Source organism: Sodalinema sp. (assembly GCF_046483825.1).
Taxonomy (GTDB): Bacteria; Cyanobacteriota; Cyanobacteriia; order Cyanobacteriales; family Geitlerinemataceae; genus Sodalinema.
Genome location: NZ_JAWOCL010000100.1, coordinates 1 through 14,999, shown reverse-complemented (window position 1 = coordinate 14,999; position 14,999 = coordinate 1). Strand labels below are relative to the sequence as shown.

General features: G+C 51.0%; 10 protein-coding genes, 1 tRNA gene, 1 pseudogene and 1 riboswitch. Of the genes and pseudogenes, 4 read left to right on the top strand and 8 right to left on the bottom strand.

Translation table 11 applies throughout. From position 1 onward, the window contains the following. Positions 1 to 246 precede the first annotated feature (246 nt). From R6U67_RS06575 to R6U67_RS06555, 5 genes are all read right to left on the bottom strand, one after another. Positions 247 to 1,530, bottom strand: coding sequence for an ATP-grasp fold amidoligase family protein (locus R6U67_RS06575; RefSeq protein ID WP_410251800.1), 1,284 nt, complete (start codon positions 1,528 to 1,530; stop codon positions 247 to 249). A 128-nt stretch (positions 1,531 to 1,658) separates the two neighbouring features. Beyond that, complete coding sequence (locus R6U67_RS06570) at positions 1,659 to 1,988, bottom strand: hypothetical protein (protein ID WP_410251799.1); 330 nt, start codon at positions 1,986 to 1,988, stop codon at positions 1,659 to 1,661. 142 nt (positions 1,989 to 2,130) lie between these two features. After that, complete coding sequence (locus R6U67_RS06565; RefSeq protein WP_410251798.1) at positions 2,131 to 4,755, bottom strand: GAF domain-containing protein; 2,625 nt, start codon at positions 4,753 to 4,755, stop codon at positions 2,131 to 2,133. A gap of 140 nt (positions 4,756 to 4,895) precedes the next feature. Beyond that, on the bottom strand, positions 4,896 to 5,240 hold the full coding sequence (locus tag R6U67_RS06560; protein WP_410251797.1) for a hypothetical protein: 345 nt from the start codon (positions 5,238 to 5,240) through the stop codon (positions 4,896 to 4,898). Between the two features lie 34 nt (positions 5,241 to 5,274). Next, positions 5,275 to 5,910, bottom strand: a complete 636-nt coding sequence (locus R6U67_RS06555; RefSeq protein ID WP_410251796.1) for a tRNA-(ms[2]io[6]A)-hydroxylase — start codon at positions 5,908 to 5,910, stop codon at positions 5,275 to 5,277. On the opposite strand from R6U67_RS06555, the gene R6U67_RS06550 reads away from it, so the two are divergent. The 4 genes and pseudogenes from R6U67_RS06550 to R6U67_RS06535 all read left to right on the top strand — a co-directional run. Next, the gene (locus tag R6U67_RS06550; RefSeq protein ID WP_410251795.1) at positions 5,909 to 6,304 is read left to right on the top strand and encodes a hypothetical protein; all 396 of its coding nucleotides are present in this window, start codon (positions 5,909 to 5,911) and stop codon (positions 6,302 to 6,304) included. The two genes, R6U67_RS06555 and R6U67_RS06550, sit on opposite strands and share 2 nt — an antisense overlap. A 424-nt stretch (positions 6,305 to 6,728) precedes the next feature. Continuing rightward, positions 6,729 to 7,232 (top strand): glutathione S-transferase C-terminal domain-containing protein, encoded by a 504-nt coding sequence (locus tag R6U67_RS06545; RefSeq protein ID WP_410251794.1) that lies wholly within the window; start codon positions 6,729 to 6,731, stop codon positions 7,230 to 7,232. Between the two features lie 278 nt (positions 7,233 to 7,510). Further along, positions 7,511 to 10,264 carry a filamentous hemagglutinin N-terminal domain-containing protein gene (locus R6U67_RS06540; protein WP_410251793.1) on the top strand — a complete coding sequence of 918 codons (2,754 nt, stop codon included), beginning with the start codon at positions 7,511 to 7,513 and terminating at the stop codon, positions 10,262 to 10,264. Between the two features lie 167 nt (positions 10,265 to 10,431). After that, positions 10,432 to 11,088, top strand: a pseudogene (locus R6U67_RS06535) (filamentous hemagglutinin N-terminal domain-containing protein); the annotation flags it as partial. 690 nt (positions 11,089 to 11,778) lie between these two features. Here R6U67_RS06535 and R6U67_RS06530 read toward each other — a convergent pair. The 3 genes from R6U67_RS06530 to R6U67_RS06520 all read right to left on the bottom strand — a co-directional run bounded on the left by R6U67_RS06530 (position 11,779) and on the right by R6U67_RS06520 (position 14,647). After that, positions 11,779 to 12,273, bottom strand: coding sequence for a hypothetical protein (locus R6U67_RS06530; RefSeq protein ID WP_410251792.1), 495 nt, complete (start codon positions 12,271 to 12,273; stop codon positions 11,779 to 11,781). 1,000 nt (positions 12,274 to 13,273) lie between these two features. Continuing rightward, a tRNA-Val gene (locus tag R6U67_RS06525) sits at positions 13,274 to 13,345 on the bottom strand. A gap of 996 nt (positions 13,346 to 14,341) precedes the next feature. Next, entirely contained in the window at positions 14,342 to 14,647 is a 306-nt protein-coding gene (locus tag R6U67_RS06520) for a DUF4278 domain-containing protein (protein WP_068789527.1), read from the bottom strand. Between the two features lie 34 nt (positions 14,648 to 14,681). Next, positions 14,682 to 14,772, bottom strand: a riboswitch (Glutamine riboswitch). Positions 14,773 to 14,999: the final 227 nt, after the last annotated feature.

Genomic DNA, 14,999 nt, shown 5'->3' with positions numbered 1-14,999 from the left:
ACCCCAGGCCATTCAGACACCCGGTTTTTCCAAGAAACCGAGTGTCTAATCCCCACCATCCACCCCAGGCCATTCAGACACCCGGTTTTTCCAAGAAACCGAGTGTCTAATCCCCACCATCCACCCCAGGCCATTCAGACACCCGGTTTCTCCAAGAAACCGAGTGTCTAATCCCAGCCATCCACCCCAGGCCATTCAGACACCCGGTTTCTCCAAAAAACCGAGTGTCTAATCCCCGCCATCCACTCAAAAACTCTGACATTTCCCAGAACCCACCGTCGCTCCCCCACGCTTCGCCATCAATTCCCCTTTCAACCCTTCACGAACACGCCAATACTCCTCAAACCGTTTCCCTTTCAACAAATCTTCCATCAAACGGCCCTCAGCATCCAAAAAACAGTTTCCTAGCCAGGTATCAATCGAGTCCGTCAGTCCATGATACTCCCCAGGGAAGAGCGCCGCAAACTCGCAAAAAACTAACCCCTGCCAACCTTTCAAGAAATCAATGCGAATAAAGGGAGTCGGGATTTTAGCACTCATCGAGGCGGCAAACTTAATCTGTTCTGGGGTAACGCCGGCACCGGTAAATCGCTTATCTTCATATAATCCCGTTTCAATTTGCTCTAATTTGGCATTCCACCAACAGAATTGCTTTTCGGGAAAGCGACAAATCTCTAAAATTAGGGCAACTTCTCCATAAAAACAGTAAAACTTCAAATCACGAGCCGGTTGAGTGCGTTCTGCATCTTCATAAATCAATTCTTGGACAATCCATTTATCTTCTGTCACGGTTCCTTTTTCTAAATCTTCCCGTAATCCAGCTTCTAACTCTGTCCAATCTTGCAGCGGTTTCCGACGACCTAAATCGAGAATGTCATCCGCCTGTTTCACCATATAGGCTCCTTTTGAGTTAGCCTGAGTTAATGGTTTAATGACGATGTGTTCTTGAGGCTTAATCGCCGCTGAAGGAACCACTGTATCCGCATTCAGGGGAATGGGACAGCCAATTTCTTTAGCAAACTGATAGGCGACATCTTTACTAATAAATTCATAACTTGCAATTCCTCCTCTCAGTTGTGTTTTTCTTGCGTTTAAGACGATACTGGTTCCAAAAGAAGCTAAATTATAGAGTGGATATTTTGAAGATGCTGAATGCAGGACATGAGAGGGAATTTCATTGGGTTTTAGAGTTGCAATGACCGCTTTTGAAACCTGTTCAGATAAATAAGAGCTGTAATCGTTTCGGTCTTTTGTAAAGTGCTGAACTCGGTCAAGTAGTTCTGCATAAGTCTTGTTTAAACGGCGTTTTTCCCGAGCCACATCCTGTAATTTAGAAATAATCGTCTTATCTAAAATGGCATCATTCACGCTGTACACCATCTGTTTCTCTAGTTCTAAGGTGACGGGTGTGATCTCAGATGGAGAATCCAGGTCACCCAGAAGTTTCTCATCGAGTTCTTGTCGAAACTTTGCAAGTTTTTCCTGTTCCTCAGGGAAATGGTGAATGACATCAGATACGATATCTTCCAAGTTTTCTAAATGCTGCAACGCTCCCAACCAGACAACTCGACTATCTTGAACAAATTTGGCTTTTATTTCTCCAATTCCAAAGTGTATTAACTGCCGACATCGATTTTTTAATAACTCTAAAACCTTCTCTAATTGGCTTGAATTGTTGACCCTTGAATTCGCCTGTGGGGGGGGTAGAAATCAATTTTCTGAATCGTATAATGACAAGCCAATCCCTTACAATATGCCTTTAATGCTGCCGGTAACTTATTGAGTGCTAACAAGGCTTCACCGAGATGAAAATAAGAGAGGCTACAGGTGGGATGCTTGAGAACCGATTGGCGATACCAGTAGAGTGCATCTTGAATCTCGCCTCGGAGATGATGTGCTTTCCCCTTCATGATTTCTAAACTCACCTCGTTATGGCTGGAGGGAGTCATCGGGGTAACCGGGAACTCAGATTTTAGGGGGTGTGTCATGGGAAGTTTAGGGGATTTTAGGCTGCAAGGTGATCCATTGCCCAGATGTCTGTATCATTTAATACTTTTTACCAATGAAATTGGACAATGGATAGATTTTCAGACTATACCATAGTAAAGTCACTCAGCCAGCCACCCCAACCTATTTGTGAGTCATGGTTCTCACCCCATCCCAGTCTGGTGGGGGTTCATCGAGAAGATACTGTTGCGATGTTTCTAAGAGAATTTGCGAGGGTTTATCCTCCGGGCGAAGTTGTAATGCGGCTTGAAAACAGGCGATCGCCTGCTCAAAATTACGCCCTAAATAGTCTTCTCGCCCCACTTTATATAAATGCAAAAACTTGGTTGTTTCCCGATCTAAATCATTCTGTTTAATATCAATCAACTGATAAATACTACTCGCGGTTTTCTTCCCCTTGACGCGAATCTTATCAATCTCGCGAACCCAGACGCGATCGGCACATAAATTATAGGTGTACTCACTCAAAATAATATCACAGCCGTATTCTTTGGTTAGACTTTCCAAACGGGCGCTTAAATTCACCCCATCACCAATCACCGTGTAATCCATGCGTTTTTGGGAGCCAATATTTCCAGACACAACTTCTCCAGAACTAATCCCAATCCCAATGCGAATTTCAGGCTGATTTTCGATAATTCGCTGGTCATTAAACTCCTCCAAACGGCGACGCATATCCAACGCCGAACGAATCGCCATCCAAGCATGATTTTCCGTTAACGGAAGCGGCGCCCCAAATACCGCCATTAACGCATCCCCAATAAACTTATCGAGGGTTCCCTCAAAGTTAAACACCGCCTCAACCATCGTCTCAAAGTATTGATTGAGAAGCGTCACCACCTCCGACGCATCAAAGTTTTCCGTCATAGTGGTATAGCCGCGAATATCGGAAAACAGAATCGTGACATCCTTGCGTTCCCCCACCATTAAGGCGTCTTCCCCCAACGCCATCACCTGTTCGGCGACATTCGGAGTCATGTAACGATACATAGCCGTTTTCATGCGTTTCTCGCGGCTGATATCTTCGAGAACCACTAATCCCCCTCGTACACCTCCCTCGGGGTTTGTTAACGGCGTTACCGTTAAATTGATACTGCGTTCAACAGAAGAGACTTTGGCTTTAGGAATCCGGGTGGGATGTTTGATATGCTTGAGGGTACTGCCATACCAAATACGATAGGTTTCGGGTTCTTCGGTTTCCAGAGTCGCCAAAAGATACAGCGGTAGTTCGATGCTGTCGATATCCTCTTCTAAGGTTTCAATATCGGGTTCAATTGCCGTTTCATCCAGGATATTCGCTTCAGAAATAGTATAAATCCCTAACACCACATTTTGCTCGGGGACATAATGACGCGCGGCATGGGATAAACTATCTTCGAGGCGAAACTTTAGGCTTTCGATGGGGATGGCTTCCCAGACAAAACAGCCGATTAAGCTTTCTTCCCAAACTTTTTGGTGATACTTGCCACTATCAGACTTGATAGGACATCCTAACAGTTCTAATGCGGCTTCATTAATGGTGACAATTTTACCCTGCATATCCGTTGAAATAACGGCATCGGAGAGACTTTGCAGGATATCTTTTTGATATTGTTTTTCAACGTTAACATCTTGGAAGAGTTGGGCATTTTCTAGGGCGATTCCTGCCTGGATATTAAACGCTTCCATGAAAAACTCATCAGACTGAGTAAAGCTACCTTGATATTTATTAATGAGTTGTGTAACGCCGATGAGTGCGCCTTCGGAATTGAAGACGGGCATACAAAGGATATTCCGGGTAATGTAGCCGGTTTTTTTGTCGGTGGAGGGGTCAAAACGAGGGTCTTCGTAGGCATCAGAAATGTTTAAGGGTTTCCCCGTAGAGGCGACATATCCTGCAATTCCTTTGTTACTGGGAATGCGAATTTCCATCATGGTTTTGCCGTCAGCTTTGGCGATTTTAGTCCAAAGTTCGCGACTTTCTTCAGCTAGAAGAAATAAGGTGCTACGGTCGGCTTTCAGCAGTTGCCGAGCCTGATCCATGACTGTTCGTAAAGTGGTTTCTAGGTCTAAACTTTGCCCGAGAGAGGTGGTTGCATTGAGGAGAGCGGCGACACCACGCTGATTTTGGGCGGCTCGATAAAAGGATTGACAACTTTCGAGAATAATGCCGATGGTGTCGGAGAATGTGTCAAAGGTGGTTAGATCATCTTGCGTAAATTGTTCGTGATCCGTCTGATTCAGGAGCTGAACGACCGCCATCACTTGGTGGCGGTCTTTGCTGCTAAAAATGGGGGCGCAGAGCAAGTTATGGACCGGATCGCCGGAAAATTCATCTACTTCTTTGTTAAACAGAGGATGTTCCTGGGGAGACGCGACGGTGACTCCTTTTCCGGTGCTAGCGACTTGACCTAAAATCCCGACATTGGAGGGAAGCCGTAATTCCTTGGAGGTTCCATCGGCGAGAGTGACTTTAGACCACAATTGTTGACGATCGCCATCGAGAAGAAAAATCGTCGTGCGTTGGGCCTTTAAAATCTGCCCAATCTTGAGGGTAAACGCATCGAGGAGTTCTTCGAGGATCGTTTCTAAGGTACTATCATTGAGAAATTCGATCGCCCGAGTATACTGCTGAAATTCTGCGGTGATGAAATCCAGCAAACTAATAAATTGATGGGCTTCTAAGCCTTCAACACGGCGGGCTAACCCTCCGACGCCATCTCCCTGGATGAGTGTCGTCAGAATATTGCCCGCATTCGGGAACTTCATGATGGCGATCGCCTAGCTCAAGGTAGAATTAAACAGCAGCTTTGCATAGATTAACCTAATTCTAATCGAGATGTCGGTAACGTCGAGCATTTGAGTGGTCCTCTCTTGGGTCTCTATGGGGTCTAAGGTCTCTGTGGAGTCTAACGTCGCTGTTGTCTCTCCAACCAACGCCCCAGTAACAGACTCCCGCTGATACAAGTGACGACAACCACCACCCCGAGCCAGGGAGAAGGGCGATCGCGGGGTTCCTCGGATCGCACCCCCACATAACGAGGATGACTCAGGAGGATAAAGGCCGCGATCGCCGCCAGCAGCAAACTCGCCCAAATCCCCAACCCCCAAGCCACTAAACGCCAGGGAAACCCTCCACGACGGGAGGACTTCGAGGGTGCAAACCGTCGCCAATGCTGTACCTGTCGCTCCTGTTCTGGGGTCAATTTTCCCAGAGAATCCGGTTTAGGCGGTTCGGGAGGGGATGGACTCACAACTAACCGGCGCAATTAACCGGCCCAAAATCATCTAACTGTGAATGCGTGGTTCAGGGTGCAACGTCGCTAAAATCGCCGACTCCGCCTGAGCCAGTTCTCTGAGGCGGCGATTGACCACATATAGGGGAAACTCGTTGTTGGCTAAAATCCAGAAAATCCCATAGTGACGGGCTTCCGACGCCATCAAACTGCGGTAAAATTCCGCCAACTCCCGGTCTGGTAAATGAGTCGCCAACAGGCCTAACCGTTCATGCGATCGCGCCTCAATCAGCCCTGACACCAGCAACAAATCCAGTTTACGCTCCGGCTCATTATGGCGCAATTGTCGCTTTAACTGCGACGCATAGGGAGGCGCATTCAACGGCGCTAAGGGAATCCCCCGTTCCTCTAAAATGGCATTCACCTGGCGGAAATGGTCCAATTCCTCCTCCGCTAACCGCGTCAGTTCCCGCAACAGCGGTCCATCGGAGGGATAGCGACACATTAAATTGAGCGCATTAGCCGCCGCCTTGCGTTCACAATGGGAGTGATCGAGCAGTACAGTATCGAGATGGGCGATCGCCTGCTCAATCCAAGCATCGGACGTCGGTTGCTCAAGGAACTTAATACTGGGTAATCTCGTAGTATCAGCGAATCTCCTATCAGACTGTTGCGGAGTAAAAATCATGGCCTTGGGACAATTAGTAAACGGACAATGGACGTCTAAGCGTCAGCAAGACGACGAACAAGGGCGATTCCTACGTCCCCCCACTCGCTTTCGCAACTGGATTAGCCAGGATGGAGAACAAGGTTTTCCCCCCGAGGTGGGACGGTATCATCTCTACGTGAGTTACGCCTGTCCCTGGGCTCATCGCACCTTGATGATGCGGGCGTTGAAGGGCTTAGAGCAAGCCATTAGCCTCTCGGTGGTCGATCCTTACATGGGAGACGAGGGCTGGTTTTTCTCCGAGTCCCCTGGCTGTATCCCCGATACCGTCAATGGAACGACCTATGTTCGAGATCTGTATCTCAAGGTCGATCCTCAGATGACGGGCCGAGTTACGGTTCCCATTTTATCTTAAATGTCAAAAGAAGACTCCCGTTAGAGCCGAAGGCTTAGCGGTGAGATGAATTTTGACTAAAAATATGTGGTAAAATCGCGGAGCCAACGCACCCAAGTGTGCCACGAGAGGCAAGATTGGTGGTTCTCGCCAGCTAGAATGTCCGACCAAAAAGAAGTACCTGATTACAGGGGCGGCATAGTCTAAGAATGAGAAACCGAAGCGTAACCCAAGTTTTGCCGTCTGCTGCCGGACAGTCAGTGGACGTTAAACAGATGCTTGTGGAGGGGAATCTGGACGGGGTTTCGGGGCAAAAATGCTCTGGGGCTAGACAAACCTGATGAAGCAAGAATCCCCCGTTATAATCTTTGATTTAACGGCGGGAGTGTCAAGGGATAAACAGCAGCAGACCATTGTCAACAACGAATCCCGTGAGATTATACGAATGCTTGATCAGGCATTTTTCCCTGGCGGTAACATTGAGGATGGCGATCGCAATTTCTGTCCCCAAGACCTCCAGGAGCGCGTTGATCAAACCATTGACGCAATTTATGATCCCATTAACAATGGCGTCTATCGAGCCGGATTTGCTACCACTCAAGGCGCCTATGAGGACGCGGTCAATGAGCTATTCGCGGCCTTAGATCATTGGGAAGCGGTGTTAGAGGAACAGGATTACCTTTGTGGCGATCGCCTCACGGAAGCTGACATTTGCCTGTTTACCACCCTAATTCGTTTTGATGCGGTCTACTATGGTCATTTCAAATGCAACCGCCGCCATATTTGGGACTATCCCCAACTTTGGGACTATGTCAAACGCATCTATCACCATCCGGGTATCCCCGAAACTTGTAATTTTGGGCATATCAAAGCCCATTATTATCGCAGCCATGAAGCCATCAACCCCACCGGAATTGTTCCCGTTGGACCAGATCTTCCCCTGAGTTAAGATGGTTTTTGAGTCAAGTTTGATCAGGGGATGAGGACGGTCATGATCGTCATAATACATCGTCATAATACAATGAAGCCAGGGTTCAGTATCTATGACATCAACCCGACCTCCATGGCCAGAGAATCCAGTTAACTGGACTTGGCACAACTCAACGCTAACTCGCCAATACAGTCAATTCAAATAAGACAAATACAATCGACAAAGCGATTGATATTTGACGGCTTTGTGACATTGAGATGTGTATGCTTAAGTGTCTTAAAATAGAGGTTCCTTGAATGAGAACACTGCATCAGTTCCCGCTTAGTTTTGAGGCCGGCCTAATTCAGATGAGTTTGAGGGTTAGTACCTTCGTCTCGCTGATTGCACCTTTAATTACACCTTTAATCACCGCATCTGTTGCCCAGGGACAACTCATTCCCGATCGCAGTTTAGGCAACGAAGCCTCTCAGGTCATTCCCGACGGTTCCACTCAATCCATTGAAGGGGGAGCGCAACGCGGGGGCAATCTCTTCCATAGCTTTCAAGAGTTTAATGTAGAGATGGGGCAATCAGTTGAGTTTCGTAATCCCCTGGGAGTTGAGCATATTATCACCCGTGTCACCGGCAACAGCCTCTCAGACATTTCGGGAACCTTGGGAGTAGAGGGAATCGCCAATTTGGTGTTAATCAATCCTAACGGCATTGTCTTTGGCGACACCGCCCAACTGAACCTACAAGGCTCATTCTTCGCCACCACCGCCGAGTCCCTGGACTTTGAGGAGGGCCAATTTAGTGCGATCGCCCCAGACCGTCCCCCGTTGCTTCTGGTCTCGGCCCCGATGGGAGTTCAACTCGGCGAGAACCCCGGTCCTATTGTCAATCGCTCCCAACACCTCAATGGTGATGGGGAGAGGGTGGGACTGAGCGCCCCTGAACTGACCTTTGTTGGCGGAGAGATTGGCTTCGACGGCGGGGGAGTTTCTGGCGGGGTCGTCAACTTGCGCGGCGATCGCATCTCCTTAGTCAACGGGGCCGAGGTTCAATCGCTCACTGGGGGAGCGATCACCCTCGAAGCCGGACAACTTGAAATTTTAGAAGGATCAACCGTCGTCTCCATCAACCCCGGTATCCCCCAGGGGGGCGACATTCGCCTCAACGCCCAAGATATCGTCATTGGCGGCAGTCAACTCCCCTTCTCCACCGTCGAAAGTAATAATCTCGGTTCAGGGCGAGGGGGCGATATCCTCATCAACGGCGATCGCATCCGCCTGGCCGGTGCTGGCTATATTCAATCGTTAACCCTCGGGAGCGGAGACGGCGGTGACATCGATCTGCAAGTCCGTGAGTCCATTGACTTACAAGGACCTGGCTTTGCGCTTCTAAATGGCCTCGTTGGCGAAATTACCACCACCGGCGTCAACCCCAATCAGCGCATTACCGGCCTATTTTCCCTCACCGCAGGCGGTCGAGGGGGCGATATCCGCGTTGAGACCTTAGGAGACCTTGAAGCTAACGAGGGAGCATTTATCTTAACCTCAGCCTTTGATAGCGCCGTGGGAGGCGATATTAGCGTCAACATCGGTGGCGATATGCGGCTAGTTGGCTCAGGTGTGGTCAATACCACAGAGAATGGCAGTCAGGCCAGCAGCGGCGATTTAAGTGTCAGGGCCAGAAATCTCTTCATGAGTCAAAGTAGCTTTCTCGTTGCCTTAACCACCAGTCGTCGTGACGGCGGCGACCTTGAGGTGATCACCCAAGAGCGGCTGGAACTGACCGAATCGCGAGCTGATGCGGTCTTAGCGACAGCAATTCTCACCGGGTCAGTGTTTGGGTCTGGGAGCGCCGGTGATGTTCGCGTGCAAACCCGTCAGTTATTCAATGAAGGGGGAGGGGTGATTGGCTCCAATTCCGGTGTGGTTTTCGTCGGCTTTGGCGGCCCCGGTGGCAATGTCACCATTGAGGCCAGCGAGTTGATTCAGGTGATTGGGACGGCTCCCGGAGGCCTGTTTACCAGTGGTCCGTCAACCACGAGCTTTACCAGCTTTCCGGCGGGGGATTTGACCCTACGGACCGATCGCCTAGAAGTGGGAGATGGGGGGATTATTTCCACCGCCGCCACCGCTGGGGGAGATGGAGGGAGTTTGACCATTATCGCCAACGAAATGGAGATGTTTGGGCGATCGGCCTTGACCGGATTTCCCACCCTAGTCTCGGCGTCCTCGGGCCGGGAGGATTTAGGCCGCATTGCGACGGGAGATGGCGGCGATTTACGGCTGAATGTCAATCGCTTGCTGGTGCGTGATGGGGCGGTTTTAGATGTTCAGAGTTTTGGGTCCGGGAGTGCCGGAACCTTAGAGATTCAGGGTTCGGACATTCGTTTGGATCAAGGCGGTCGCTTCAATGCTGCAACGGTGTCCGGGGCCGGGGGGAACATTGAGGTGCGATCGCAAACCCTGCAACTCCGCAATGGTAGTAGTATCAACACCAATGCCGGGACGGCTGATGGCGGCAACATTCTCCTCGATACCAACACCTTGGTGGCCTTAGACAATAGCGACATTACCGCCAACGCCCTAGAAGGTCGCGGCGGTCGAGTCAGCATCACCGCTGAGGGCATCTTTGGCACTGAATTTCGGGAATTTGTCACCCCGCAAAGTGATATTACAGCCAGTTCCCAACTCGGTCCCGAGTTTAGTGGAGAGGTCGAGATTAATAGTCCCAACGTCAATCTCTCCGCCGCCTTAGTGGACCTCCCCGATCGCATTGCCAATCCCCTCATTGCGTCGAGTTGTGACGCCGTGGACAGTCGTTTCGTGGTCACGGGACGCGGTGGCCAGCCAGCAAACCCCCGCCAACCCCTGACGGGACAACGACTCTGGCAAGATTGGCGCGCCTTACCGGAATTGCCCTCAGAGCGTGCAACTGCCCCCGCTGCCAACTCTAGCCCCCAATGGGTTGAGGCCCAGGGTTGGCTGGTGAATGAGGCCGGAATGCCGGTCCTGATTGGTGCAACACCGCCCTCCTGGCCATCACAATCGGGTTGTCGGTGATCGTGATTCCATGTTTCAAACATCGTGATACCGATGGCGGTTGGGGCGAACGGCGGTTCGCCCTCTCCCAGAGTCTCTCCCAGGGTCTCTCCCAGGGTCTCTCCCAGGGTCTCTCCCAGAGTCCATGTCTCGCAATCGGAGATTGTGTTAGGACTCTCGGGGGACTGATGGCCCTCAGTCTCCTGGAGATGGGGCCAACCCTGGCCCAGATTGAGCCGGATCAGACCTTATCTGAGCCATCGCGATCGCTACGTCAGGGTAATCAGATTCGCATTGACGGAGGAACCGTCGCCAATGACACCTTATTTCACAGTTTTCGGGAGTTTTCCATTCCCGAATCCGTTGAGGTGCAGATCAATAATGATCCCAACATTGCCACCATTATTACCCGCGTCACCGGCTCAATGCCCTCTCACCTCGATGGACAACTCGGGGCCAACGGAACAGCCAATTTGATTTTCCTGAATCCCAATGGGATTCATTTTGGAGAAACGGCGCGGTTATCTCTAGGGGGGAGTTTTTTGGCCACAACCGCCTCGGAGATTGAGTTTGCTGATGGTCGCCGTTGGGGAACAACCTCCTCGCAAGATGCACCCCTCTTGACGCTCTCGGTTCCCATTGGCCTCCAGTTTGGGGACACTCCTGGGGCGATTGTCAATCGTTCTCAGTCCCTGGATGACCGGGGAGTGGTGCGAGGTTTGGAGGCGGCACAGTTGAGCCTGTTGGGGGGCGCTGTACAGGTGAATGGGGGACAGATGCATTCACCCCAAACTCTGGAATTGGGCAGTTTTGGCCCCGGAACTTTTGTCAATCTCGATGGCCAAGGACGGGTTGCGGCTGTGACGGCGACGGCTTTCGGCCCCATTGAATTAACTCAAGAAGCGTTCCTGGAGGGAGGGGACATTCGCCTACTCGGCCATGACTTACGGATGAGTGAGGGGTCGCGGTTGGTCTCAGAAAGTGTCTCAGAGCGGGTCTCAGAGCGGGGTTCACCGGGGACTGGGGTAATTGCCATTGAGATGCAAAACGCCGTTGACCTAGAGAGTGGGTCCCGTATCCTCTCGCAAAATGGCCCCGAGGTGCGGATTCAGGCGCAACACGTCCGCCTCAGGGAGAATTCGGCCCTAATCACTCAGAGAACAACTCCAGGCCAGGGAGGTGCAATCACGATTGAGGCCAGGGAGGGAATTACCCTGACCGGGGGAGGCTTTGACCAGTTCAATCAGCATTTAGCGGCCATGGCCAGTGCGGGCCTGCAACCGAACGATGTCATCACGGGGATCTTTTCTCGGGCGGTATCCGGTCGCGCTGGGGATATTCGCCTAATAACCGATGGTGATCTAACGCTGCAAAATGGCTCAATCATCGATCAGGTTCTTTGGGCCTCGGCCCTCGGCGGAGATCTCGCCATTGAGGTGGCCCGAACTCTGGATTTACATGAATCGGGGATGTTGAACCTCAGCCTGGCCAACAGTCGGGGGGTTGCGGGAGATATCGGCATCCAAACCGAAAATTTAAGCCTTCGTGATGGGGGAGTTATTGCTGGAGTGACCTTTGGCGATGGTAACAGCGGTCAGATTAGCATTACGGCCAACGATACGATTGAGATTAGCAATACCCGTGTTGATACTTTCATTCCTACGGGAATTTTCAGCAACTCCGTCTTCGGAACCGGGACTGCTGGGGATATTAATCTCGTCACGACTCATCTGAGAGGGGTCGCCGGTGGCACAATCTCCTCCAATAGCGGCGGTTTTTTGGCCAATGTGCTGGTCACAGAAGGCGGGTTGGGAGGAAATATCACTATTGAGGCCCGAGAATCCCTGGAACTGATAGGAGTATCTGAGGATGGAACCTTCGGGAGTGGTGTGAGTACCGCCACCTTTGGCCGCTTTCCCTCGGGTGATGTGATCATCAACAGCCCTCGTATCATTCTCCAAGATGGAGCGGGTTTTTCTACGGAAACCTTTGGACCGGCTGATGGGGGAACCCTCAGCATCACGGCCCATGAGATTTACCTATCTGGACAATCACCCATTACGGGATCGACTAGCGCCTTCAACTCAACGTCAGGCCGGCGAGATTTTCGCTCAGATGTGACGGGGTCGGGTGGAGATATCCGCGTTCGCAGCGATCGCATTGTCCTTAGCAACGAGGCCGTGTTCGATGTCCGCAGTTTCGGTCCGGGTGCGGCTGGGGTGTTGGATGTGACCGCTCGTGAGATTCTGTTAGATAGCGGGAGTATGTTTAGTGCGCAGACGAGTTCTGGCCCTGGGGGAGATATTCAGGTGCGATCGCAACATCTCCAATTAGACAACGGCAGCAGCATCAATACCAATGCCGGAACCGCTGACGGCGGCAACATTACCCTAGATATTGCCACGTTACTCGCCTCGGGCAATAGTGATATTACCGCCAACGCTCTCGAAGGTCGCGGCGGACAGGTTCGCATTACGGCGGAGGGGATGTTTGGTATTGCGTTTCGCGATTCCCTCACAGAAGACAGTGATATTACCGCGAGTTCTCTCCTCGGTCCTGAGTTTACGGGTGAGGTCAGTATCAATGTCCCCACGGTCAATCTGTCGGGGGCCTTGGTGTCTCTACCCAGACCGATTTCTAATCCGGTGATTCTCTCGACCTGTGATACGGGGGAGAGTCGTTTTGTTCTCACGGGACGACGGGGATTGCGTCGTCATCCCTGGGAACCGCTGAGGGGAGAGGTTCTCTGGGAAGATTGGCAGGCGTTCCCCGAGGGGTTCTCTGAGTCTTTGTCTGAGTCTTTGTCTGAGGTGACGGATACGGCGGCCACGGCCAGTCGGCGCGAGGGTCATGCACCGATTTCGCCGTCGCCATTTGTGGAGGCGGAACGGTTAGCGGTGGATGAGCGGGGGAATCCGGTTCTGGTTGGGGCGCGATCGCCTAGACTGGATTCTAGCCTAGGACAACCGATCAGGCGGCTACAGGAACGGCAACGGCCTAACCTGGATTTAGACTGGGATTTAGAAGATATGGGCGGTACTGGGATCGAACCAGTGACATCCTGCTTGTAAGGCAGGCGCTCTACCGCTGAGCTAACCGCCCCTGATGGGGATGTTGCTAAAGGGATGATGGCAGCGCCTCATCTCGGCAACGGTTTAGTATCATATCAGACTTTGGCGTCGGTTGATACAAAAATCGAATTTTTTTTGAAGGGTTGTTTTGAGGAGTTTTCTGAGGAGGTTGTCTCTGCGGTGGCGATCGCAGCAAACAACAACGGCACCCAGACCAGTCGGACGAGTGATTTCCTCATATCAGTTGAGACTCTCTGGAGACGCAGCTAAGACAGTAGCTCGAAGACTATTGCGCTGTGTTGCTCCCAGTCAGTTAATTGGAGGAAGTGTCAGTCGCTTGGGCGGATGCCGTTGTGTGTTGGAGTCGGACAGATGTTAGAGTTAACAGCGTATTTACCTCGTTTACTAATGTGGACTGCGCTGTGCTTATCTGTCGTGAAGCCTTCTCTTGGCTTCTGGTTACTACTATAGGGAACCTCACGAACCGATGCAAGGGTATTTAACCAAACGTTACACAATTCAATTCGGTCAAAATCTCAACGATTTTCTAATATCAAAAACAACACCCAGCCTAGAGAATCGGGCAATTCCACCTCGGTTATCGTCAATAGACGACAGGATTGAGTCGAGTGAGTGAAGGTGAAATCAGTGAGTCTTGGGCTGGGTGCTGTGGCGAGTTTTCTTGAGAAGCTCGCTTGAGAACCAACAACAATGAGATGTGTATTCTAGCCTCCAACGAATGGACCGAGGAACGAGGACTAGGTCTCGAAGCGGATCAGCTCGATGCTCGTCTCTCTGGATCTACTCTACACAATTTGCGATCGCCTGGCCCCCAAACGACAACAATTGTTACCTCAGTCGAGTCTCTGATTTTTTAAGTTAAAGTTGTGTAACAGCCCCAGTCATGTTCAAACCCGTTCAAAAAGCATCAAGCCGACCCAGAATCTCCAGGTCGGCTCTCTTATCAACCAGCTATATTATCATTGCTGCTGGCGGCTTTTAAGTGGGACTGAGTGAGCGTCAGAGACTACGCACCCAACTCGGCGAAGGAGCGATTCAACATGCTCAGATGACGACGTTCGCTGCGACGAGTGTTGTTCATCATCAAACGGCGAGAGCGTTCTGAGACTGATTGCGCTTGACCCGTTTCGTCGGTACGATAGCTGACACCCCGATACTTCAGTTCAACAGTCGGTTGTTGAGTCAACGTCGGTTGAACGTTGCAGAAGCGCCAGTCTAAGCCACGATACTTACCAACCACTTCCGTGGGGGCTTTTTCTTCGACTTGAACGGGACTGGTGTTGTAGGTAATGCCGCGATATGTGAGTTCCATGGTTTCCGCCTCCAAAGCGTGAAATGTGCAAAGAGGCGCGTTCCTTCGGGAGTCGTCCCTACTTCCGTCTCCCCTCACTTGGCTCCAACACGTTCAGAGTTTTGTGATGCGGAGAGATGAACGATTTATCTTTCTGTATCTATTGTTACCATTTTGCAAGTCGATGTCAAGGGCTGAGGATATGTCGCAACATTTCTTTACATTTTTGGAACTCTTGCCCCTATTCCCTGTTCCCCGTTCCCTGTTCCCCCCGCTCTTGCCTATTGCCTCTTGCCTATTGCCCCTTCCCCCCCGTTCCCCCCACGGTACAATAAAGCCTCAAGCTCTCTTGCAATAGGTAGATTAACTGTGG